Origin of the sequence: Pseudomonas sp. RA_5y_Pfl1_P24, assembly GCF_963970945.1 — a bacterium.
Lineage (GTDB): Bacteria > Pseudomonadota > Gammaproteobacteria > Pseudomonadales > Pseudomonadaceae > Aquipseudomonas > Aquipseudomonas tritici.
In genome coordinates this window covers 43,158-62,759 of the sequence record NZ_CAXAOJ010000002.1, presented here as the reverse complement: position 1 = coordinate 62,759, position 19,602 = coordinate 43,158, and the positions used below count along the sequence as shown (strand labels likewise).

The 19,602-nt window shown below is 59.8% G+C and carries 20 protein-coding genes; 2 read left to right on the top strand and 18 right to left on the bottom strand.

Annotated features, from left to right (window positions below):
• Nucleotides 1-2 precede the first annotated feature (2 nt).
• From AACY30_RS02855 to AACY30_RS02800, 12 genes are all read right to left on the bottom strand, one after another.
• Entirely contained in the window at nt 3-1,412 is a 1,410-nt protein-coding gene (locus AACY30_RS02855; protein ID WP_065873939.1) for a circularly permuted type 2 ATP-grasp protein, read from the bottom strand.
• 436 nt (nt 1,413-1,848) lie between these two features.
• Nucleotides 1,849-2,190: a ribonuclease E inhibitor RraB gene (locus AACY30_RS02850; protein ID WP_010208429.1), complete on the bottom strand. Its 342-nt coding sequence runs from the start codon at nt 2,188-2,190 to the stop codon at nt 1,849-1,851.
• A gap of 213 nt (nt 2,191-2,403) precedes the next feature.
• Complete coding sequence (locus AACY30_RS02845; RefSeq protein WP_339418867.1) at nt 2,404-2,640, bottom strand: hypothetical protein; 237 nt, start codon at nt 2,638-2,640, stop codon at nt 2,404-2,406.
• A gap of 103 nt (nt 2,641-2,743) precedes the next feature.
• On the bottom strand, nt 2,744-3,349 hold the full coding sequence (locus AACY30_RS02840) for an START domain-containing protein (protein WP_339418868.1): 606 nt from the start codon (nt 3,347-3,349) through the stop codon (nt 2,744-2,746).
• Nucleotides 3,350-3,390: 41 nt separating this feature from the next.
• Nucleotides 3,391-3,645, bottom strand: coding sequence for a YkgJ family cysteine cluster protein (locus AACY30_RS02835; protein ID WP_049711955.1), 255 nt, complete (start codon nt 3,643-3,645; stop codon nt 3,391-3,393).
• Between the two features lie 162 nt (nt 3,646-3,807).
• Nucleotides 3,808-4,275 (bottom strand): translation initiation factor 2, encoded by a 468-nt coding sequence (locus AACY30_RS02830; RefSeq protein WP_339418869.1) that lies wholly within the window; start codon nt 4,273-4,275, stop codon nt 3,808-3,810.
• A gap of 104 nt (nt 4,276-4,379) precedes the next feature.
• Nucleotides 4,380-5,819 carry an aminotransferase-like domain-containing protein gene (locus AACY30_RS02825; protein ID WP_049711953.1) on the bottom strand — a complete coding sequence of 480 codons (1,440 nt, stop codon included), beginning with the start codon at nt 5,817-5,819 and terminating at the stop codon, nt 4,380-4,382.
• A 167-nt stretch (nt 5,820-5,986) separates the two neighbouring features.
• A complete protein-coding gene (locus AACY30_RS02820) occupies nt 5,987-6,802 on the bottom strand; it encodes an OmpA family protein (protein WP_339539658.1) in 816 nt (271 codons plus the stop codon).
• Nucleotides 6,799-7,161, bottom strand: coding sequence for a DUF4398 domain-containing protein (locus AACY30_RS02815; RefSeq protein ID WP_049711951.1), 363 nt, complete (start codon nt 7,159-7,161; stop codon nt 6,799-6,801). The genes AACY30_RS02820 and AACY30_RS02815 overlap by 4 nt, the downstream gene beginning before the upstream one ends.
• Nucleotides 7,162-7,170: 9 nt before the next feature.
• On the bottom strand, nt 7,171-7,986 hold the full coding sequence (locus tag AACY30_RS02810; RefSeq protein ID WP_339539655.1) for a substrate-binding periplasmic protein: 816 nt from the start codon (nt 7,984-7,986) through the stop codon (nt 7,171-7,173).
• A gap of 84 nt (nt 7,987-8,070) precedes the next feature.
• A complete protein-coding gene (locus tag AACY30_RS02805) occupies nt 8,071-9,000 on the bottom strand; it encodes an electron transfer flavoprotein subunit alpha/FixB family protein (protein ID WP_339539652.1) in 930 nt (309 codons plus the stop codon).
• Between the two features lie 16 nt (nt 9,001-9,016).
• A complete protein-coding gene (locus AACY30_RS02800; protein ID WP_339418878.1) occupies nt 9,017-9,766 on the bottom strand; it encodes an electron transfer flavoprotein subunit beta/FixA family protein in 750 nt (249 codons plus the stop codon).
• Between the two features lie 506 nt (nt 9,767-10,272).
• Between AACY30_RS02800 and AACY30_RS02795 the strand changes: the two genes are divergently transcribed.
• Nucleotides 10,273-11,937, top strand: a complete 1,665-nt coding sequence (locus AACY30_RS02795; protein ID WP_339418880.1) for an electron transfer flavoprotein-ubiquinone oxidoreductase — start codon at nt 10,273-10,275, stop codon at nt 11,935-11,937.
• Between the two features lie 116 nt (nt 11,938-12,053).
• Here AACY30_RS02795 and AACY30_RS02790 read toward each other — a convergent pair whose 3' ends face one another.
• A complete protein-coding gene (locus AACY30_RS02790) occupies nt 12,054-12,947 on the bottom strand; it encodes an AraC family transcriptional regulator (protein WP_049711947.1) in 894 nt (297 codons plus the stop codon).
• A 180-nt stretch (nt 12,948-13,127) separates the two neighbouring features.
• On the opposite strand from AACY30_RS02790, the gene AACY30_RS02785 reads away from it, so the two are divergent.
• On the top strand, nt 13,128-14,180 hold the full coding sequence (locus tag AACY30_RS02785; RefSeq protein ID WP_339418883.1) for an NAD(P)-dependent alcohol dehydrogenase: 1,053 nt from the start codon (nt 13,128-13,130) through the stop codon (nt 14,178-14,180).
• Between the two features lie 106 nt (nt 14,181-14,286).
• Here the strand turns inward: AACY30_RS02785 and AACY30_RS02780 are convergent, their stop codons facing one another.
• The 5 genes from AACY30_RS02780 to AACY30_RS02760 all read right to left on the bottom strand — a co-directional run bounded on the left by AACY30_RS02780 (nt 14,287) and on the right by AACY30_RS02760 (nt 19,547).
• Nucleotides 14,287-15,090, bottom strand: a complete 804-nt coding sequence (locus tag AACY30_RS02780) for an IclR family transcriptional regulator (protein WP_339436497.1) — start codon at nt 15,088-15,090, stop codon at nt 14,287-14,289.
• A gap of 140 nt (nt 15,091-15,230) precedes the next feature.
• Nucleotides 15,231-16,196, bottom strand: a complete 966-nt coding sequence (gene araH, locus AACY30_RS02775; protein WP_339418886.1) for an L-arabinose ABC transporter permease AraH — start codon at nt 16,194-16,196, stop codon at nt 15,231-15,233.
• Nucleotides 16,197-16,213: 17 nt separating this feature from the next.
• Nucleotides 16,214-17,713 carry an L-arabinose ABC transporter ATP-binding protein AraG gene (gene araG, locus AACY30_RS02770; protein ID WP_339539649.1) on the bottom strand — a complete coding sequence of 500 codons (1,500 nt, stop codon included), beginning with the start codon at nt 17,711-17,713 and terminating at the stop codon, nt 16,214-16,216.
• On the bottom strand, nt 17,710-18,690 hold the full coding sequence (locus tag AACY30_RS02765; RefSeq protein ID WP_339539646.1) for a substrate-binding domain-containing protein: 981 nt from the start codon (nt 18,688-18,690) through the stop codon (nt 17,710-17,712). The genes araG and AACY30_RS02765 overlap by 4 nt, the downstream gene beginning before the upstream one ends.
• A gap of 35 nt (nt 18,691-18,725) precedes the next feature.
• On the bottom strand, nt 18,726-19,547 hold the full coding sequence (locus AACY30_RS02760; RefSeq protein WP_339539644.1) for an SDR family oxidoreductase: 822 nt from the start codon (nt 19,545-19,547) through the stop codon (nt 18,726-18,728).
• Nucleotides 19,548-19,602 lie beyond the last annotated feature (55 nt).

Here is a 19,602-nt window from a genome sequence, read left to right as displayed (position 1 = left end):
CATCAGTCCTCGACCACCCAGGTGTCTTTGGTGCCGCCGCCCTGGGACGAGTTGACCACCAGCGAACCTTCACGCAATGCCACACGGGTCAGCCCGCCTGGGACTACACGGGTTTCCTTGCCCGACAATACGAATGGGCGCAGGTCGATGTGGCGCGGCGCAATGCCGTTTTCGACAAAGGTCGGGCAGGTGGACAAGCACAGGGTCGGTTGGGCGATATACGCATGGGGCTTGGCCTTGATGCGCGCACGGAAGGCTTCGATTTCGGCCTTCGTGGACGCCGGGCCGACCAGCATGCCGTAGCCACCGGATCCTTGGGTTTCCTTCACCACCAGGTCCGGCAGGTTAGCCAACACGTGGGACAGTTCGTCAGGCTTACGGCATTGGAATGTCGGAACGTTCTTCAGGATGGGTTCTTCATCCAGGTAAAAACGGATCATCTCGGTGACGAAGGGGTACACCGACTTGTCATCCGCCACCCCGGTGCCGATGGCATTGGCCAGCACTACGTTGCCCGAGCGATAAGCCGCGAGCAGGCCAGGCACGCCGAGCATGGAATCCGGGTTGAAGGCCAATGGGTCGAGGAACGCATCGTCGAGGCGGCGGTAGATCACGTCCACGGCCTTGGGGCCATCGGTGGTACGCATGAATACGCGGTCATCGCGCACAAACAGGTCGGCGCCTTCCACCAGCTCCACGCCCATTTCCCGGGCCAGGAACGCATGTTCAAAGAACGCGCTGTTGAAGCGTCCCGGGGTCAGCACAACCACGCTGGGGTTATCCAGGGGGCTGGAGCTTTTCAGGGTGTCGAGCAGCAGGTTGGGGTAATGATCGATAGGCGCAATACGCTGGGCGGCGAACAGCTCGGGGAACAGGCGCATCATCATCTTGCGGTCTTCGAGCATGTAGCTGACGCCGCTCGGGGTACGCAGGTTATCTTCAAGCACGTAGTACGTGCCGTCGCCGTCACGTACGAGGTCGACACCGGAGACGTGGGAATACAAGTCGCGGTGCAGATTCAAACCCTGCATAGCCAGTTGGTATTGCTCGTTGGCCAATACCTGTTCGGCTGGGATGATCCCGGCCTTGATGATGCGTTGCTCGTGATACAGGTCGGCGAGGAACATATTCAGCGCCTTGACCCTTTGGATGCAGCCGCGCTCGACAATCCGCCATTCGCTGGCGGGAATGCTGCGCGGGATGGTGTCGAATGGAATCAGGCGCTCGGTGCCCTGCTCGTCCCCGTAGAGCGTGAAGGTGATACCGGCGCGGTGAAACAGCAAATCGGCCTCACGCCGACGCTGGGCCAGCAGTTCAGCAGGGGTATCAGCCAACCAGCGCGCGAACTCGCGGTAATGCGGCCGGACCTGCCCTGCCCCGTCGTACATTTCATCGTAATAAGTGCGGATCATGCCGAACTCCTTGTCACCCGGGCGCTAGAACCATCGCAAGGCCCGTGCCAGCGGCATAAACACTTAAAAATCAGTGAGTTGAATAACCACCGAAATCCATTCGCACCGTCCTGGTGCGCAGAATGCCCGGTGCACTGCCCCCTGCTTCATCGCAATGCGGGCTTTGACTATCAACAGCATAGCCAGAGTTGATTTCGCTGCCCGGACAAGCCTACGGATAATCATCAACATCTGCTGAATAGGACGTGTCCTACAGCTCAACCCTTTGCGCGATCGGTAACGTAGTGCTTCGTATACCGACCTCCCGGTCTTCCCTTTCGGCCACCCTGCTCGGGTGGCTTTTTTTGGGCGCTGAAAAGACCTGGGTGGACGCCACAAACAAAATCGGCCGACCCAAAGGTCAGCCGATACGCTGTGTTTCTCATACTGCTCGCTGCTACATGGGTAACCCACGCACCTCCTGCTTCACGCCCCACCCCTCGATGATCCCGCCCAGCGGCTCGACCACCGCCCCAAAGTCTTGCTCGAAGTCTCCTATGCCGTCGTAGGTGGCAGACATGATTTTGCTCAGTTCCAAGTACCAGGCACCATCGTCGCGCGCACTGACTTGGGCATTCAGGGATTCCCCACGAAACTCACCCGCAGCCCTGCGCGCCCGTTCTTCATCAGGAAAAATGGCGTAGAACTCAATGGGGTGGAAACGTGAAAAGTCAAAACCGCCTTCTTTCATGCGGCGCAGAACATTGGTGCTGATGTCTTCTTGATAGGCTGTGCTCATGAAAAGTGCTCCTCAAACTGATGGATAGACTTTCCGTGCTTCCCGAAGCCCACGCCGCAATGGCGTAGGAGCTACGGCAATAACATCACCGCTGGAAAACAAGCATGTAGCTGACAAGACCAGTACCTAGCGATTCATTCGCTGATCTCACTTGCAGAGTAGCGCGAAGCTATCGCCTCCACCAGAGGTGCTTGAAGGGTGTACAGCGAATGTTCAGACAACAGGAGAGATGTCGAGGATCTGGATACTGTTCTGGTCTTTGAGGATCTTGACCGTAGGATCGGACTGACGGCCCTCAAGGTCGTTGAGGTCGAGTTCGGCGGCGACAGGCACCAGTTTGTTGCGAATCATGTGCGCAGCATCTTCGCGGCTAGGTTGTTGTTCGCAGGTGAACTGCTCCACGGACTGTACGCCGTGATCATCAACGAAAGTAATCTGCCACTTTTGCATCGGTGCCTCCTCGAAAAAGCCCGCGTGTGGGCTCACATTTATCTGGACCTTGAGGGGTCAGCAAACGTTCCACTCTGGGCAGGAAGCACCGGATCAATTGCGCTTATTTTTCAGCGTGTTCTTTCAAGGCTTTCAACGTGTTGAACGGCGCGTCCACCACGAACTTGTTGGCCAACCACGATGGCACGCTGCCGCCTGGCTCGGTGTGCACCTGATAAGTGACTTCGGTTTGGTTGTCGCCTTTTGGCACCAGTTTCCAGAAGCCTTCGACTTGGGCAACCCGTACGAAGCCTTTCTCTTCTGGCTGATAGGTCGGGACCTCCAGCAAGGTTCGGGTCACGCTGCCGTCAGCGCCCTTCGAGGTGGTGATTTTGAGGATCGAATCACGATCACTGACGGGGAACGGAGCATTGAACTGGGTGTAGGTGTAGCTGACGTCACCCTCGTGTTTCAGCAGTTTTTGCAATTTGCACTCGTGAATCCATTTGCAGGCACCCACTACGTCTTCCTGCAGCGCAACAATCTTGGCAACCGGCGCCTTGACCACGGTCACACCGCGATACGCCTTGTACTTGGAACCGGCAACTTCGCTCAGGGACACCTTGATACCGTCTTCGTCCTTGGCGACTTGCCAATCCTCAGCCTGGGCAGTAGCAGCAAACAACACCGTAAAACCGCACAACACAGCCATTCGTTTCAGCGAACCCATAGGTGTATTCCTTATTGTTGAAGTTACGAGAGTAAAGCCCATCAAGCCGCCGTCATCTGCTCCCACCAGCCGATCAGACGGATGGCATCGGCCTGGTCGGTGCCGCAGACCTCGATGTCCGCCTTGAACTCACTGCACACCGCCGGGCGTTCAGGTTGCCCGAACAGCTGGCATAGCTGTTCGACCGACAGGTGCAGGCAGCGTTCGCCGGCCGGTTTGCCCTGTGGCATTCCAGGTAACGGCGAGCTGATGGAGGGGGCGATGCAGCAAGCGCCACAGCCTTCACGGCAATTCATGACCAGCAGGTCCTCGACGACTCAATGTGGATGGCCGGGCTAGAGTACGCCCTTAAACAGCCGTTTTAAAATGGTCTAACAGGGGTTTTTCGCAGAAAACAAACGTGACTGACCAGTCTGCGACAGATGGTCGGAGGGCGGCGTCACGTAGGTGAGAAAAGTTTACTGCTTGAACTCGAATTCCAACGCTGCGCCTTCCACTTCACGCCGCTCTTCATTGCGCAACTGCAGCTTCATCTCATTGCTGAGCAGGCGGCCGTTGATCTGAAATGCACTGTTGTCGGTGGGCTTCGCACCAAACATCGGCGGCAGCAGGGGCACGCTTTTGGGCTTGGCCATGGTGCCAATGGGCTGAAGGTGCCTGACCATGTCCGTTGGCAATGACAGATCCAACTGTGCCGGCGGCAATTGTGTCTGCGCCACTTCACGGGACGATTTCGATCGACTTGCCGCACGTTTTTTGGCCGCAGCACTTTGTTTCTTCACGGCGGGAGCTTTCTTGGCAGAGGTTTTCTGTTTCGAACTGGCAGTTGGCTTGGTTTCGCTCACAGGTGCTGCCGCCAGCGCGGTGCTGAAGTTGCACAGGCTTAACAGGCCAATCACACAAACAGCGCGAAAAATCGAGGTCATATTGCCTACAGCATTAACGGCAGAGGGCCATATGCTCGCTTGTTGTGCACGGCATGACAAGTGCGCTGATTAGCGTGCTATAGGATTTTCCCCCTTTGTGCGCCTCAAAGGCCGGCTGCCGTTTCCTGGCAAAGCTGGCTGGCAAGCATACCCAGCGTCATCAGCGCCCGCTCTGCCTCGCGGTTCCAGGGCGTACCGCAGTTGAGGCGAATGCAGTGGTTGAACTGCTCGGTGTTACTGAAGATCAGGCCTGGTGCGATGCTGATGCCCTGTTGCAGTGCGCGTACATGCAGTTCCTGGGTATTGACCCGTCCGGGTAAACTGACCCACAAAATGAAGCCGCCGGTCGGGCGAGTCATCTGCGTGCCTTCCGGGAAATATTGCTGCACCGCGAGCTGGAACGCGCTGAGATTCTTGCGGTACTCCTGGCGTATATAGCGCAGGTGCCGATCGTAGCCGCCGTTTTCCAGATAGGCCGCAACGCCCATCTGGGTGACGCTGCACGCCGAGTGAGTACTGAACATTTGTAGGCGCTGCAGCTCCTGCTGGTATTTGCCGGCGATCATCCAGCCGATGCGCACACCGGGGGACAGCGTCTTGGAAAAGCTCGAGCAATAGATAACTCGGTCGAGGCGGTCATAGGCTTTCAGGGCCTTGGTGCGGCCTAGTTCGAACATCAGCTCGCCGTAGATATCGTCCTCGACAATCTGGATATCGAAATCCGAAGCCAGGCGCAGCAACTGTTTCTGACGTTCCTCGGGCATGGTACCGCCCAAGGGATTGCTCAGGCGCGTGGTCAGCACCAGCGCTTTGATCGACCATTGGTTAGCCGCCAGTTGCAGGGCTTCCAGGCTCATGCCGGTGGATGGGTCGCTGGGGATCTCGATGACCTTGAGCCCCAGCAAGTCAGCCAACTGCAGCAAGCCGTAATAGGTTGGCGATTCAGCGGCAATCAAGTCGCCAGGCCGTGTCAGCACCCGCAGTGACATCTGCAAGGCATCGACACACCCGTGGGTGATCACGACTTCGGAAGGGTCCACCACCACGCCCGCATCGCGCATACGGATCGCCACCTGGCGGCGCAGCGGCTCAAAGCCGGGGCTGAACATGTAACTGAACGCTCGCGGGCTCTGGAAGCGCGTGACCTTGGCCAACTGTTGGTGCAATGCGCGTACCGGAAGGTAGTCCACGCTGGGCACAGCAGCGCCCAATGGGAACACGCCTTCGCGCCGCGACTCGCCCAATACCTGCTGGATGATACTGCTGCGGGTGACCAACCCTGGGCGTTCGACCCGTGCGATGTCCGGCGTCGGCGCGGTGAGTGCTGGCGTCTGGTGCACGTAATAGCCGGATTGCGGCCGCGCCCGGATCAGCCCCTGGTCTTCCAGGTTGGCGTAGGCCTGCAACACCGTGGCGTGGCTCACGTTCAACTGCGAGCTCATCTTGCGCACCGAAGGCACGCGCTCGCCCGGTTGATAGACACCGCGCCGGATATCTTCAGCCAGTTGCTGGGCAATACGTTGGTAAAGCAACAGATTGGTCATGACGCAGCACTCGATTTCACGGGTATTTTATTTTTGTGTGAAACATACCGGCACAGTTTAGAAGTGTACGGGGACAGTTGCCACAATAGTCGAGCGCGCGCGGGAGTGACAGTAAAAACTGTAACGGTGTACACCAAACAAATGTGGGCTTGATCGGTACCAGACGCCTACCGAGCAGCGCCCAGCTGGCCTTTCTCATCCGAGAACACAATTTCCACACGACGGTTCTGCGCCCTGCCCCGCTCGGAGGCGTTGGCCTCCACCGGGTACTGGTCACCATAACCTTCAACCTGGATGCGTTTTTCGTCGATCCCCAGGTCCACCAGCACATCCGCCACCGACTGCGCACGGTCGCGGGACAGTTTCAGATTTTCCCGCTCACCGCCCGTGTTGTCGGCATAACCCTCGATGCGCACCACGCGCTTGGGGTTCAATTGCAGGAACTGTACGATTTTCAGCACGGTACGGTTGGCCGAGTTTTTCAGTTCTGCCACACCGGTATCGAACAGCACGTCGCCCAACGTCATCACCAGGCCGCGATCGGTCTGGGTGGTGGCCAGGGTGGCGATCTGTTCTTCAAGCCACTTGCCCTGCTGCTGCACGCTGATCAGCTTGCTTTCACGCAGGGCCAGTTGCAGGCGCTGGCGCTCCAGCTCGAGCTTGGCGGCGCGCTCTTCGTTGAGGGCCTGCTCGGTGTGCTCGCGGGCAATGGCGCTGTAGCGCTGGCTCAGGTAGGCGTAATGCACGACGTCGGAGCCGCTGCCCCAATAAGTGGACAAGCGGTCGGCACGGGCCAGGGATTCACCGGCACGGATCACGTCCTTGGGGGCGATGCGCAACACGTTGGCGTCTTCCTTGACCCTCTGGAAGTCAGTGCCCGCCTGTTGCAAGGCCTGTTCGCTATCGGGATGGCTGGCGCAACCGCCCAGCACGGCAGTGCCCAATAGCACCGCACAACTCAAACCGCGGATCATCGGGCTCATTGGGCTTCCCCCAACTGCAATTGCTTGCGCAGGCGGGTGATACGGGTGTTGAGCACGTTCAGTTGTTCCTGGCTCTTGCGCGTCAGCACCTTGGCTTCGGCCAGGCGTGCGTCCAGCTCGGCTTGCTCGAAACGCATACGCGCGTTTTTGTAGGACTCGTCGGCCATGCTCGACTTGGCTCGGGCGAATTTAGCTTCGGCCAGTTTCAATTCAGGCGATTCATCCGCGTTGGCGCCCACGGCACTGGCTTGCTCCAAGGCTTGCTGGGTCAGGCGCATTTGTTCATTCGGCGCAGGATCGGCTGCACATCCCGCCAGAGCGACAACGGCGAGGGCCGCGAAAAGAGGTCGAAGAGTCACTGAAAATCCCTACTTTGTTGGGGTGCCGACGGGTTGCTGCAATTGTGCTTTCCAGCGCTCCAGATTGCGCTGCAGCGCCGCTTCCGCCACACCGGACGTCGGCAATTCTGTCATCTTTTTGGCGAGCTGTCCGCGCAACCACGGATCATTGCAGGCCGAGTTGTGGGAAATCGCCAGGTACAAGCCCGGCTGGTCGATCGGCACATCGCGGGCGACCAGGTCGTTGCTCATGCCCAAGGTCTGCGCCATGGCCATGCCGGAATAACGCCCGGCGAGCACATAGTCCACCTCGCCCAGCAGCAGTTTCTGAAACGCTGGCGTCAGGGACGGCAGGCGTCGCAGGGTCAGTTGCTGGCCGGCGAAGGTTTCGAAGCCCGCGCTGAGGCGCGCCCGCTCGGACACGGCGCCCTTGTGGCCGTGCAGATCGGCGGCCGTGGTGTAGGCCAGCGCCGAATCCTTGCGCGTCCAGACCAGATAGTCGAGCTGCACCAGCGCCGGGTGGATGTAATCGAGGGTTTCCAGCTCACCCAGGTTCAGCGGCGCGTCGGCGAGGATGTCCATGCGCCCACTGCGCACTTCATCCAGGGCCAGGGAACGTGTGCCGCCGTAGAGCAGGTCGATTTTTAACCCGAGGTCCTTGCCCACTTGTTGCAACACATCGGCGGTGGCGCCGATCAGGTGCGTGGGGTCCTGCGGGTCGCGCCAGAGCAAAGGTGGGGTGTCCGGGCTGCCGGTGATCACCAGGCGATCGCATTTGCCCGCCGCCAGCGACAGCGTCGGCAGCAGCGTGAGGCCCAGCAAAACGCTCCAGGGGCGCAGTTCCATGGCGAAGCTCTCCGGTGTTCAAAAAAGGGGCCGCAAAAAAAGCCCGGTCATAAGACCGGGCTCTTTATAAGTGAAGCGACTGGATTAGACCAGCTTCTCCAACTCAGGTACGGCTTCGAACAAATCCGCCACCAGGCCGTAATCAGCCACCTGGAAGATCGGTGCTTCTTCGTCCTTATTGATCGCAACGATCACTTTGGAGTCTTTCATACCGGCCAAGTGCTGGATCGCGCCGGAGATACCGACGGCGATGTACAGCTGTGGCGCAACGATTTTGCCGGTCTGGCCGACCTGCATATCGTTGGGTACGAAACCTGCATCGACGGCCGCGCGGGAAGCGCCGACCGCAGCGCCCAGCTTGTCAGCCAGGGCGTACAGGTGCTTGAAGTTGTCACCGTTCTGCATGCCACGGCCGCCGGAAACGACGATCTTGGCAGCGGTCAGTTCAGGACGATCCGACTTGGCCAGCTCTTCGCCAACAAAGCTGGAAGTGCCAGCGTCGTGGGCAGCTGCAACAGCTTCAACGGCAGCCGAACCACCTTCGGCGGCAACCGGGTCGAAACCGGTGGCACGTACGGTGATGACTTTTACCGAGGCAGTCGATTGCACGGTGGCAATGGCGTTACCGGCGTAGATCGGGCGCTTGAAGGTGTCGGCGCTTTCGACCGAGATGATTTCGGAGATCTGGTCAACGTCCAGCTGCGCGGCAACGCGTGGCAGGATGTTTTTGCCATTGGAGGTCGCGGCAGCCAGGATGTGGCTGTAGCCAGCACCCAGCTCTGCCACCAGCGGCGCGACGTTTTCCGGCAGTTGATGAGCGTAGGCCGCGTTGTCGGCGACCAGTACTTTGCTCACACCCGCGATTTTCGCAGCGGCTTCAGCCACGGCGCCAACGCCCTGGCCGGCAACCAGTACGTGAATGTCGCCACCGATTTTAGCGGCGGCAGCCACGGTATTCAGGGTGGCCGGAGCCAGCACCTTGTTATCGTGTTCGGCGATTACGAGGATAGTCATGATCCTGCTCTCCAATTCAAAGCACCTTCGCTTCGTTTTTCAGTTTCTCGACCAATTCTGCCACCGACTTGACCTTGATGCCTGCGCTGCGAGCAGCCGGCGCTTCAACTTTTACAGTCTTGTTGGTGGAGGCGGTGGAAACGCCCAAAGCGTCAGGCGTCAGCACTTCGAGAGGCTTCTTCTTGGCTTTCATGATGTTTGGCAGGGACGCGTAGCGCGGCTCGTTCAAACGCAGGTCGGTGGTCACGATGGCCGGCAGTTTCAGCGAAACGGTCTGTGCGCCGCCGTCGATTTCACGGGTCACCGCCACGCTGTCGCCACTCACTTCGACTTTCGAGGCGAAGGTGCCTTGGCCGTAACCGGTCAGTGCAGCCAGCATCTGGCCGGTCTGGTTGTTGTCGCTGTCGATGGCTTGTTTGCCGAGGATCACCAACTGAGGCTGTTCCTTGTCGACAACCGCCTTGAGCAGCTTGGCCACGGCCAGGGAGGTCAGGTCTTCAGCGGACTCGACCAGGATAGCGCGGTCGGCGCCCAGTGCCAGGGCGGTACGCAGCTGCTCTTGAGCAGTGGTAGGGCCGATGGAAACCACGACGATTTCAGTCGCCACGCCTTTCTCTTTCAGGCGGACGGCTTCTTCCACAGCGATTTCGCAGAAAGGGTTCATCGACATTTTGACGTTAGCAAGGTCGACGCCGGAATTGTCCGCCTTGACGCGAACTTTCACGTTGTAATCGACAACGCGTTTGACAGCTACAAGAACCTTCATGGATTCCTCGTTACTCTCCGGTGAAAAGAAAGTCGCCTAGGCGAACCTGGCGGTTGATGCTCATCGGCACACAAGGGCACCTCCAAAAGCCTCGGCGAGTGACCTGGCTCACGGGAAATGATGACCGTTCGTCAGTGGTGACTGAGAGGTCATTCTTTATCGCAGCGTGTAAACTGCGCGCCAACGTTTGGGCGCGCGTCACCTGTCTTGCTTTTGGACGTGCTCTTGAAACCTGCAGTCTGCCTACGGTAAGCGCGAAACCGACCGTATATTGACCGGAACACCTATTCTGGTCAATACGGCAAAATAGCCAGTCATAAGCCGCGCCTCTTTGATTTACCTAGCCTGCGGGCAATTCAAACAAACGTTTGTATTGGACGCTAGCAGTGGTCTATATATAATGCGCCACCTAGAGAGAAAGGTGGGTCCGGCCCTCGCGCCGGACGACACCGAACCTCCACCCATTAGAAAAAAAAGCCTGTTGAGCCTTGAGTAGGAGATAGCCTGTGGAACGCGAATACATGGAATTCGACGTGGTCATCGTCGGCGCTGGCCCGGCGGGTCTGTCTGCCGCCTGCCGACTGAAGCAGAAGGCCGCCGAAGCCGGTAAGGAAATCAGCGTCTGCGTGGTTGAAAAAGGCTCCGAAGTCGGCGCACACATCCTCTCCGGTGCCGTGTTTGAACCACGCGCCCTGAACGAACTGTTCCCGGACTGGAAAGCACTCGGTGCCCCGCTCAACACCCCCGTGGTGCGCGATGACATTTATGTACTGCGCAGCCCGGACGCTTCCACCAAGGTGCCTGACTTTTTTGTGCCCAAGACCATGCACAACGAAGGCAACTACATCATCTCCCTGGGCAACCTGTGCCGCTGGCTGGCCCAGCAGGCCGAGAACCTGGGCGTGGAAGTCTACCCAGGCTTTGCAGCACAGGAAGCGCTGTTCGACGAGAACGGCGTGGTGCGCGGGATTATCACCGGTGACCTCGGCGTCGACCGCGAAGGCAATCCAAAAGAAGGCGTATACACCCCGGGTATGGAACTGCGTGGCAAATACACGCTGTTCGCCGAAGGCTGCCGTGGCCACATCGGCAAGCAACTCATCGAACGTTTCAACCTGGCCAGCGATGCCGACGCCCAGCACTACGGCATCGGCCTGAAGGAAATCTGGGAGATCGACCCGGCCAAGCATCAACCAGGCCTGGTGGTGCACACCGCCGGCTGGCCGCTGGACATCATGGGCAACGAGAACACCGGTGGCTCGTTCCTGTATCACCTGGAAAACAACCAGGTGGTTGTCGGCCTGATTGTCGACCTGTCTTACAGCAATACCTTTCTGTCGCCGTTCGATGAGTTCCAGCGCCTCAAGCATCACCCGGTGCTTGCCCAGTACCTGGAAGGTGGCAAGCGCATCAGCTACGGCGCACGCGCCTTGGCCAAAGGCGGCATCAATTCGCTACCGAAGATGATCTTCAAGGGCGGCGCACTGATCGGTTGCGACCTGGGCACCATGAACGTGGCCAAGATCAAAGGCAGCCACACCGCGATGAAGTCCGGCATGCTCGCCGCCGACGCCGTGGCCGACCGCCTGTTTGCCGAGTCCGAAGGCGGTGATGAACTGACCGCTTACGTCGACAACTTCAAGTCCAGCTGGCTTTATGAGGAACTGTTCGCCAGCCGTAACTTCGGCCCGGCGATGCACAAGTTCGGCCCGATCATCGGCGCGGGCTTCAACTGGTTCGACCAGAACATCCTCGGCGGCAAAATGCCGTTCACCCTGCACGACACCAAGCCGGACTACGCCTGCCTCAAGCTGGCCAAGGACAGCACCCGGATCAACTACCCGAAACCTGACGGCAAGCTGAGCTTCGACAAACTGAGCTCGGTGTTCATCTCCGGTACCAACCATGAAGAAGAGCAGCCGTGCCACTTGAAGTTGAAAGACCCGAGCATCCCAATCGGCACCAACCTGCCGCTCTACGATGAACCGGCGCAGCGCTACTGCCCGGCGGGTGTGTATGAGGTGATCACCCAGGAAGACGGCGAGAAGCGCTTCCAGATCAACGCCCAGAACTGTGTGCACTGCAAGACCTGTGACATCAAGGACCCTTCGCAGAACATTACCTGGGTGACGCCGGAAGGCGCGGGTGGGCCGACTTATCCGAACATGTAAGTCAGCTGCTTGAACAACGAGGCCCTCAGTGCGAGGGCCTTTTTTGTGCTCGACTCGGTCAAAATGTGGGAGCTGGCTTGCCTGCTCCCATACTGACCGGGTTGAATCAATAAGATTTATGCGGCCCGCTCTTCCCCGGGATTACGCTCGAAGTAGCGCTTATATTCCCGGCTGAACTGCGATGTACTCTGATACCCCACGCTGTGCGCCGCCTGCGCCACACCCATCCCTTCCACCAGCAGCAACTGCTGGGCCTTGAGCAAGCGCAAACGCTTCAGATATTGCACCGGCGACAACAGCGTGCAGCGCTTGAAGTGCTCATGAAAAGTCGACGCGCTCATGTGCGCATAGCCCGCCAGCGTCTCGATGTTCAGCGGCTCGGCGTAATGCGCATGCAGGTGATTCAGTGACGTGGCAATTCGCGAGAACTGCCCTTGCTGTTCGACCAGCGCACGCAGCACATCGGCCTGCGGCCCGCGCAACGCGGTGAACAATAACTCGCGCACCCGCGCCGGGCCCATGATCCGGCTTTCCAGCGGATCGTGCAGGCACTGCAACAGCCGTTCGACACACCCGCGCATGGCATCATCAAGCACCACCGAACTCATCGACTCCAGCGTCTGCGCCGTCGGCGGCGGCCCGGCCTGAATGCCCATGGCCATCACCAGCTCGCCCAGCACCACACGATCGATCCCCACCGTCACACCCAAAAGCGGTGCATCCGGCGCCATGGCAAACGTCTCGCACTCGAACGGTACCGGCATCGCCTGAATCAGGTAATGCCCGGCGCCATACTCCAGCGTACGCGGGCCCAGGTAGGCGACCTTGCTGCCCTGAGCCACAAACATCAGGCTCGGCTCATAGATCTGCGGCCCGCGCGCCACGTCGCAACTGGCGCGCAGCACCTGCACGCCGGGCAGGTGGGTGGGAGAAAAACCGTCACGCGGCGTGAGGCCTTCAATCAGGGAAACTAGCGTGGCGTTGGCGTCGAGATGGCGAGTCAACAACATGGCAAAAACTTCGTAAAAAAGGGATGAGAACATCATCGCAGGTCTGGCGACACAAAAATCCAATCAAGGGGCACTCCCGGACAAATAGGCATGAGACTCGGAGCAATCGCCATGGCCGCATCAAGGCTCGGCGCGGAAAATGCGCGGCCTCTCCTGTGATTGCTTTTGCGAGGTTCCCCCATGTACACCGCCATCGGTTACGCCGCCCAGTCGGCCACCACTCCCCTCGCCCCCATGTCCTTCCAACGTCGCAGCCCGCGCGTGGATGACGTGGCTATCGAGATCCTGTACTGCGGCGTTTGTCACTCCGATATCCACCAGGCGCGCAACGAATGGGGCATCGCCGTGTACCCGCTGATGCCGGGCCACGAGATTGTCGGCAAGGTCACCGCCGTCGGCGCCAACGTGACCGCGCATAAGGTCGGCGACTTGGTCGGCGTGGGCTGCATGGTCGACTCGTGCCGTCACTGCGACGCGTGCAAAGCCGACCTGGAGCAATACTGCCTCGAAGGTCCAACCATGACCTACGCCACCCCGGACCGCGTCGACGGCAGCAACACCATGGGCGGCTACTCGGACAGCATCGTGGTCAGCGAGCACTTCGTGGTGAAGATCCCAGCCAAGCTCGACCTGGCCAGCGCCGCGCCGATCCTGTGCGCCGGCGTCACCATGTACTCGCCGATCAAGCACTACGGCATCAAGGCCGGCGATAAAGTGGGCGTATTGGGCATGGGCGGCCTGGGCCATATGGGCATCAAGCTGGCCAAGGCGATTGGCGCGCAAGTGACCTTGTTCACCCGCTCCGCGAGCAAGGCCGAAGAAGGTCGTCGCCAGGGCGCCGATCACGTGATCGTGTCCACCGACGCCGAGCAGATGAAAGCCGCCGCCGGGCACTTCGACTTCCTGCTGGACACCATCCCGGTGCAACACGACCTCAACCCCTACCTCGACGTATTGCGCTTTGACGGCGTGCACATCCTGGTCGGCCTGATCGAACCGATCGACCCGCCGGTCAACGCCGCCAAGCTGATCATGGGCCGCAAAGTGCTGGCGGGTTCGTTGATCGGTGGCATTGCCGAAACCCAGGAAGTCCTGGATTTCTGCGCCGAGCACGGCATCAGCTGTGACATCGAGATGCTCGATATCCGCAACATCAACGAAGCCTACAGCCGCATGATCGCGGGCGATGTGAAGTACCGCTTTGTCATCGACATGGCGACCTTGAAGGTCTAACCAAACGACGCTCGCCCGTAGCAGCTGGCGAGCCTTGGCGAGGCTGCGGCGTGTCAGGTACACCGCGAACGCAGCCTCGCTGGCGCTCGACAGCTGCTACGGGGGGTCAGGTTCTTGCGCCCAATTCCGCGGAGAGGCGCGCTGCGACCTGTTTGATCACAGGAATCAGCTCGGCCATTTTTTCCAGCGGCATGTAGGGCACGGTACTGGCGATGCTGATGCCGGCGACGATTCGCCGGCTGGCATCGCGCACCGGTGCGGCCACGCACCGGATCGACGGTTCGTTGTCTTCCAGGTCGAACGCATAACCGCCCACCACGTATTCACGCATGCGCTGCTCGAACTGCGCCCAGGATTGCTCCGGGTGCTGCGGCCATTGCAGGTTCTTGCCACCCTCCGGCAAGCTGGCTTCGTAGAGACGCCGCCATTCCTCAGCCGAGTCATCCAGCAACATCGCCTTGCCAACCCCGGTCCGTGCCAGCGGCATGCGATGACCGACCCGCGAACGCATTTCCGGGCCGTAGCGGCCAGGGTTCTTGTGCAGGTAAAGCACGTCGTCGTATTCGCGAATAGCCAGGTGAATGGTGTCACCGGTCAGGGCCGACAGCTCGTCCAGATACGGGATGGCCAGGGTCACCAATGGCAACTCTTCCCGCGCTTGAAAACCCAGTTCGATCAACTTCGGCCCCAGCAGGTAACCAACCTGGGGCACCACGCGCAGGTAACGCTCGTCCACCAGGCAACTGGCCAGGCGGTGGGTGGTGCTGCGGGTGGTGCCGATGCGCCGGGCGATCTCTTTCAGATCCCGCGCACCGGCCGCCACTGCCTGTACCACGCCCAGGCCACGCAGCAGGGTCTGGGTACCGGTGGGGGCGGTGTCTTTGGCGGGGGTGTGGGCGTTTTCCTGCATATCGGGCCTATTGGGAAGTACGAAAACGGCGCCATTATGGCAAAAGCTGAACCTCAATACTGTGGAGATCCAAATGTGGGAGCGGCGGTTCGACTTGCTCGCTCCCACATTAGATTTCCAGCGTCTTTTAGACTGTGACGTTAGCGTTGCTTCATGCGGTCGATGATGACGGCCAGCAACAGGATCGAGCCCCGGATCACGTACTGGTAAAACGTGTCGATGTTCTTCAGGTTCATCGCATTCTCGATGATCGCTAAGATCAGCACACCCGCAATCACATGGCGGATCATGCCGATGCCGCCGCTCAACGACACCCCGCCCAGCACGCAAGCCGAAATCACCGTCAGCTCAAAACCCTGGCCAATCATTGGCTGGCCTGAGGTCATGCGCGACGCAAGAATCACCCCGGCCAAGGCGCCAATCAAACCATGCACAGCAAAGATGATGATCTTGGTCCGGTCAACGTTCACCCCGGCCAGCAACGCGGCTTCCTGGTTACCGCCGATGGCCATGGTGTTGCGCCCGTAGGTGGTGTAGTTGAGCAGCCAGCCGAAGAATATAAAGCACAGCACGGTGATGATGATCGGCACCGGCACACCCAACAGCTGGCCGCTGCCAAAGACGAAGAAGTCTTCGTTCATCACGCCAACCGCCTTGCCGTTGGAGAAGATGTACGCCAGCCCACGCACGATCTGCATGGTCGCCAACGTCGCGATCAACGCGTTGATGCGCAGCTTGGCGATGACGATGCCGTTGATCAGCCCTACCACCAGGCCCATGGCCAAGGCCGCCGATACGCCAAGGAGCACGCTGTCGGTGTCACGAATCACAATGCCCGCGACGACGCCGGCGCAGGCGATCACCGAGCCCACCGACAAGTCGAAATGCCCCGACGCCAGGCAGAACAGCATGGTGCACGCCGCAATGCCCACCGTAGAAATAGCCAGGCCCAGCCCGCGCATATTCAGCGGAGAAAGGAAGTTGTCGATAAACAGCGCGCTGAGCACAAAGATGCCGAGTGCCGCCAACAGCATCACCCAATCGTCCAGGAACTTGCGCTGGTTGAAACCCGGCCAGAAGCCCTTTGCAGTTTTTACCTCAGACATCATTCACCTCGAATTCTTCAAGCCCGCGAACGCGGGAGAGCCAGTTGCAACAGCCGTGCTTCATCCGCCTGATCGCGGGCCACCTCGCCGGTCAGGGCGCCTTCGCTCATCGCCAGGATGCGGTCGGAGATACCCATCACTTCCATCAGGTCGCTGGACACCACAATCACCGCGATGCCGCTGGCCGCGAGGTTATGGATGATCTGGTAGATCTCCGACTTGGCGCCGATATCAATACCCCGAGTCGGCTCATCCAGCAGCAGCACTTTCATCGGCATCGACAGCCAGCGGCCGAGAATGGCCTTCTGCTGATTGCCACCGGACAGGTACATGATTTTCTGTTCAGCGTTAGGCGTTTTGACTTTCATTGCCTTGATTTGCTGGTCGGCATTGCGCGTTTCCCAGCCGTCCCGCAGTAGCCAGCCAAAGGCGCAATGGGCACCGCGTGCGCTGATATTGATGTTCTCGGCCACGCTGGACAGCGCAATGATGCCTTCCTTCTTGCGGTCTTCCGGGCACAGCAGCACGCCGGCGGCGATGGCATCGCGCGGTGAGCGCAGTTGCAGTTTTTTGCCGCACAGTTCCAGCTGCCCTGCGGTCGTACGCGTTAATCCGCTTAAAAGCCGAAACAGCTCGGTACGCCCCGCCCCTACCAGCCCGAACAGGCCGAGAATCTCGCCCTTGTGGACCTGAAAACTGACAGGCTCACGCAGCCCTGGACCGAGCAGCCCCTGGACCTTGAGTGCCACTTCGCCGCGTTCACGCGAACGGTAGTCGTAGATATCCTGGATATCGCGACCAACCATGCAGGTCACCAACTGGTCATGGGTCAGCGCGCTCATGTCCTCGAAGGTGCGCACGTAGCGGCCGTCCTTGAACACCGTGACCGCGTTGCAGATGCGGAACACTTCTTCCATGCGGTGCGACACGTAGAGCACCACTTTGCCCTCATCGCGCAGGCGCGTGATGATCGCCATCAAGCGGTCAATCTCCCGCGCCGACAGGCTGCTGGTGGGTTCATCAAACGCGATCACATGCGCACCACGGGACAACGCCTTGGCGATTTCCACCAGTTGGCGTTGGCCCAGGGACAGGCGGCCGAGCTTTTCATCCGGGTCGATTTCATCCGCCAGGCCCTTGAGGCAAGCCAACGCCTGCTTGCGCAGCAGCGCCCGATTGACCACCCCAAAACGCGACGGCAAATGCCCAAGGAACAGGTTCTCGGCCACGGTCATTTCCGGCACCAGATGCAGCTCCTGGTGGATCACCGCCACGCCGCTGGCGATGCTGTCGGCCGCGCACTTGAAGGCCATGGTCTGCTCGCCGATTTGCAGCGTGCCGCTGTTGGGGATGTAGGCACCACCGAGAATTTTCAGCAGCGTCGACTTGCCCGCGCCGTTCTCGCCCATCAGCGCGTGCACCTGGCGCGGCCGCGCTTCAAAGCTGATCTGCGCCAGGGCCTTGACCCCAGGAAACTCCTTGCCGATACCGTTGAAGCGCAAGGCCGCGCCGGTCATTTCCACAGCCCGATTTTGGTCAGCTCTTCCTGGAAGTTGGCACGGGTGATCAAGGTGACTTCGTCCATGGCGGTGTATTTCGCCGGTTCCTTGCCGGTGGTGACCCACTCGTACATCGCCAGCGCAGTGTTGTAGCCCTCAATGTGCGGGCTGGGCAGCATCGAACCAAAGAAGCCACTGTCGGCTTTCTTCAATTCGCCGATGGCGTCAGTGCCATTGATGCCGATGCCGATCACGTTGGCCGCCTTGAAGCCGGCGCTTTCGGTGGCGCGCACGCCGCCCAGTACGGTGTTGTCGTTCATGCCGCCGATGATCAGGTTCTTCGCGCCGCTGGGCAGCTTGACCAGGGCTGAGTTGGTGGCGTCCATGCTGCCGGGAACATCAAGGGTCTTGAGAGCGGCGGTCAGGATGTGGGCTTTGGGAATGCCCGCCTCTTCAAGGGATTTGATCGAACCGTCGGTGCGTTTTTTGCCGGTGTCGAGTTCGTTGTAGGTGTTGATCACAGCGTAGGTTTCTTTCCAGTCCCAGCCGCGTTTTTTCGCTTCGGCGGCCATGGCGGCGCCCTGTTTCTGGCCGACTTCAAAGGCGGCCATGCCCAGGTAAGGCACGTCTTCCATGAAGTTGCCCTTGGCATCGACAAAGCGATCGTCCACCGCCATCACCTTCAAGCCGTTGACCTTGGCCTTGGCAACAATGGCCGGGCCCAGGGACACGTCCGGCGGGCAGATCACAAAGCCCTTGGCGCCATTAGCGGCCAGGCTGTCGATGGCCGAGAGGGTTTTCTCGCCATCCGGTACGGCGATCTTGATCACGGTAAAACTGTGTTCCTTACCGGCTTTTTCGGCGAAGGCCCATTCGGTCTGAAACCAGGGTTCTTCGGCCTGCTTGACCAGAAAGCCGATCTTCACTTCCTCGGCCAATGCCACGCCGCTGAACGCCATCGCAAGCGCTACTGCGCCTAGAGTTTTCTTGAACATGAGCTACCTCTTTTTGTTATTGAGCGCTGCAGGTTTTAGTCGTGGTACATCACAGACCGCCCGCCATCGATCATCAGGCAGGTGGCATTGATAAAGGGCGCCTCGTCGGTCGCCAGGAACAATGCAGTCATCGCCACCTCGATCGGCTGGCCGATGCGCTTGGGCGGGTGCAGGTCGAAGGCGCGCTGGCGCTCGGCGTGGGGGTCGGCGAAGCCGTTCCAGTAGTCGACGTTGAGCTGGGTTTCGATATAGCCCGGCGCGATGGCATTCACACGAATGCCCTTGGGCGCGTACTCGATGCCGAGGGCACGCGTAAGGCCGAGCAGGCCGTGTTTGGCCACGGGATAGGGGAAGCAGCCGGGAATGATGTGACTGGAATGGGTAGACGCGATGTTGATGATGCTGCCGATGCCCTGCTCGATCATGTGCGGCAACACCGAGCGGCAGCCGTACCAGGCGCCGTCGAGGTCGATGGCGAAGCAGCGGCGCCACTCTTCGTCGGTCATTTCCAGCGGGTCGCGGAACACATTGACCCCGGCGCAGTTGACCAGCACATCCACGCGGCCGAAGCGCTCGAGGGTCAGATCGACCAGCGCCTGCCATTGATCTTTAGACGTAATGTCGACGGCTTGCGCGTAGATGTCAGCACCGCGTTCACGCCAGTGGGCGGCGACTTGCTCGACCTTCTCACTCTGGATATCGGCGATGACCAGGCGCGCCTGCTGAGCCTGGAAACACGCGACGATGGCCTCGCCAATGCCTTGGGCGGCGCCAGTGATGATCACCACCTTGCCTTTGAGCCGCTCGCCGTAGGTGGGCTCGGGCACGGCGGGGAGTGACAACGGTTGTGCCTGCATCGCTTCACCTGTTTTATTTTTGGTAGTGAGTGCTGATGCAGCCGACTATAAACCT

What these genes read in the sequence shown, in the direction of transcription:
- AACY30_RS02855 (WP_065873939.1), bottom strand. Translation starts at nt 1,412, where the DNA reads ATGATCCGCACTTATTACGATGAAATGTACGACGGGGCAGGGCAGGTC.
- AACY30_RS02850 (WP_010208429.1), bottom strand. Translation starts at nt 2,190, where the DNA reads ATGAGCACAGCCTATCAAGAAGACATCAGCACCAATGTTCTGCGCCGC.
- AACY30_RS02845 (WP_339418867.1), bottom strand. Translation starts at nt 2,640, where the DNA reads ATGCAAAAGTGGCAGATTACTTTCGTTGATGATCACGGCGTACAGTCC.
- AACY30_RS02840 (WP_339418868.1), bottom strand. Translation starts at nt 3,349, where the DNA reads ATGGGTTCGCTGAAACGAATGGCTGTGTTGTGCGGTTTTACGGTGTTG.
- AACY30_RS02835 (WP_049711955.1), bottom strand. Translation starts at nt 3,645, where the DNA reads ATGAATTGCCGTGAAGGCTGTGGCGCTTGCTGCATCGCCCCCTCCATC.
- AACY30_RS02830 (WP_339418869.1), bottom strand. Translation starts at nt 4,275, where the DNA reads ATGACCTCGATTTTTCGCGCTGTTTGTGTGATTGGCCTGTTAAGCCTG.
- AACY30_RS02825 (WP_049711953.1), bottom strand. Translation starts at nt 5,819, where the DNA reads ATGACCAATCTGTTGCTTTACCAACGTATTGCCCAGCAACTGGCTGAA.
- AACY30_RS02820 (WP_339539658.1), bottom strand. Translation starts at nt 6,802, where the DNA reads ATGAGCCCGATGATCCGCGGTTTGAGTTGTGCGGTGCTATTGGGCACT.
- AACY30_RS02810 (WP_339539655.1), bottom strand. Translation starts at nt 7,986, where the DNA reads ATGGAACTGCGCCCCTGGAGCGTTTTGCTGGGCCTCACGCTGCTGCCG.
- AACY30_RS02805 (WP_339539652.1), bottom strand. Translation starts at nt 9,000, where the DNA reads ATGACTATCCTCGTAATCGCCGAACACGATAACAAGGTGCTGGCTCCG.
- AACY30_RS02800 (WP_339418878.1), bottom strand. Translation starts at nt 9,766, where the DNA reads ATGAAGGTTCTTGTAGCTGTCAAACGCGTTGTCGATTACAACGTGAAA.
- AACY30_RS02790 (WP_049711947.1), bottom strand. Translation starts at nt 12,947, where the DNA reads ATGTTGTTGACTCGCCATCTCGACGCCAACGCCACGCTAGTTTCCCTG.
- AACY30_RS02785 (WP_339418883.1), top strand. Translation starts at nt 13,128, where the DNA reads ATGTACACCGCCATCGGTTACGCCGCCCAGTCGGCCACCACTCCCCTC.
- AACY30_RS02780 (WP_339436497.1), bottom strand. Translation starts at nt 15,090, where the DNA reads ATGCAGGAAAACGCCCACACCCCCGCCAAAGACACCGCCCCCACCGGT.
- araH (WP_339418886.1), bottom strand. Translation starts at nt 16,196, where the DNA reads ATGTCTGAGGTAAAAACTGCAAAGGGCTTCTGGCCGGGTTTCAACCAG.
- araG (WP_339539649.1), bottom strand. Translation starts at nt 17,713, where the DNA reads ATGACCGGCGCGGCCTTGCGCTTCAACGGTATCGGCAAGGAGTTTCCT.
- AACY30_RS02765 (WP_339539646.1), bottom strand. Translation starts at nt 18,690, where the DNA reads ATGTTCAAGAAAACTCTAGGCGCAGTAGCGCTTGCGATGGCGTTCAGC.
- AACY30_RS02760 (WP_339539644.1), bottom strand. Translation starts at nt 19,547, where the DNA reads ATGCAGGCACAACCGTTGTCACTCCCCGCCGTGCCCGAGCCCACCTAC.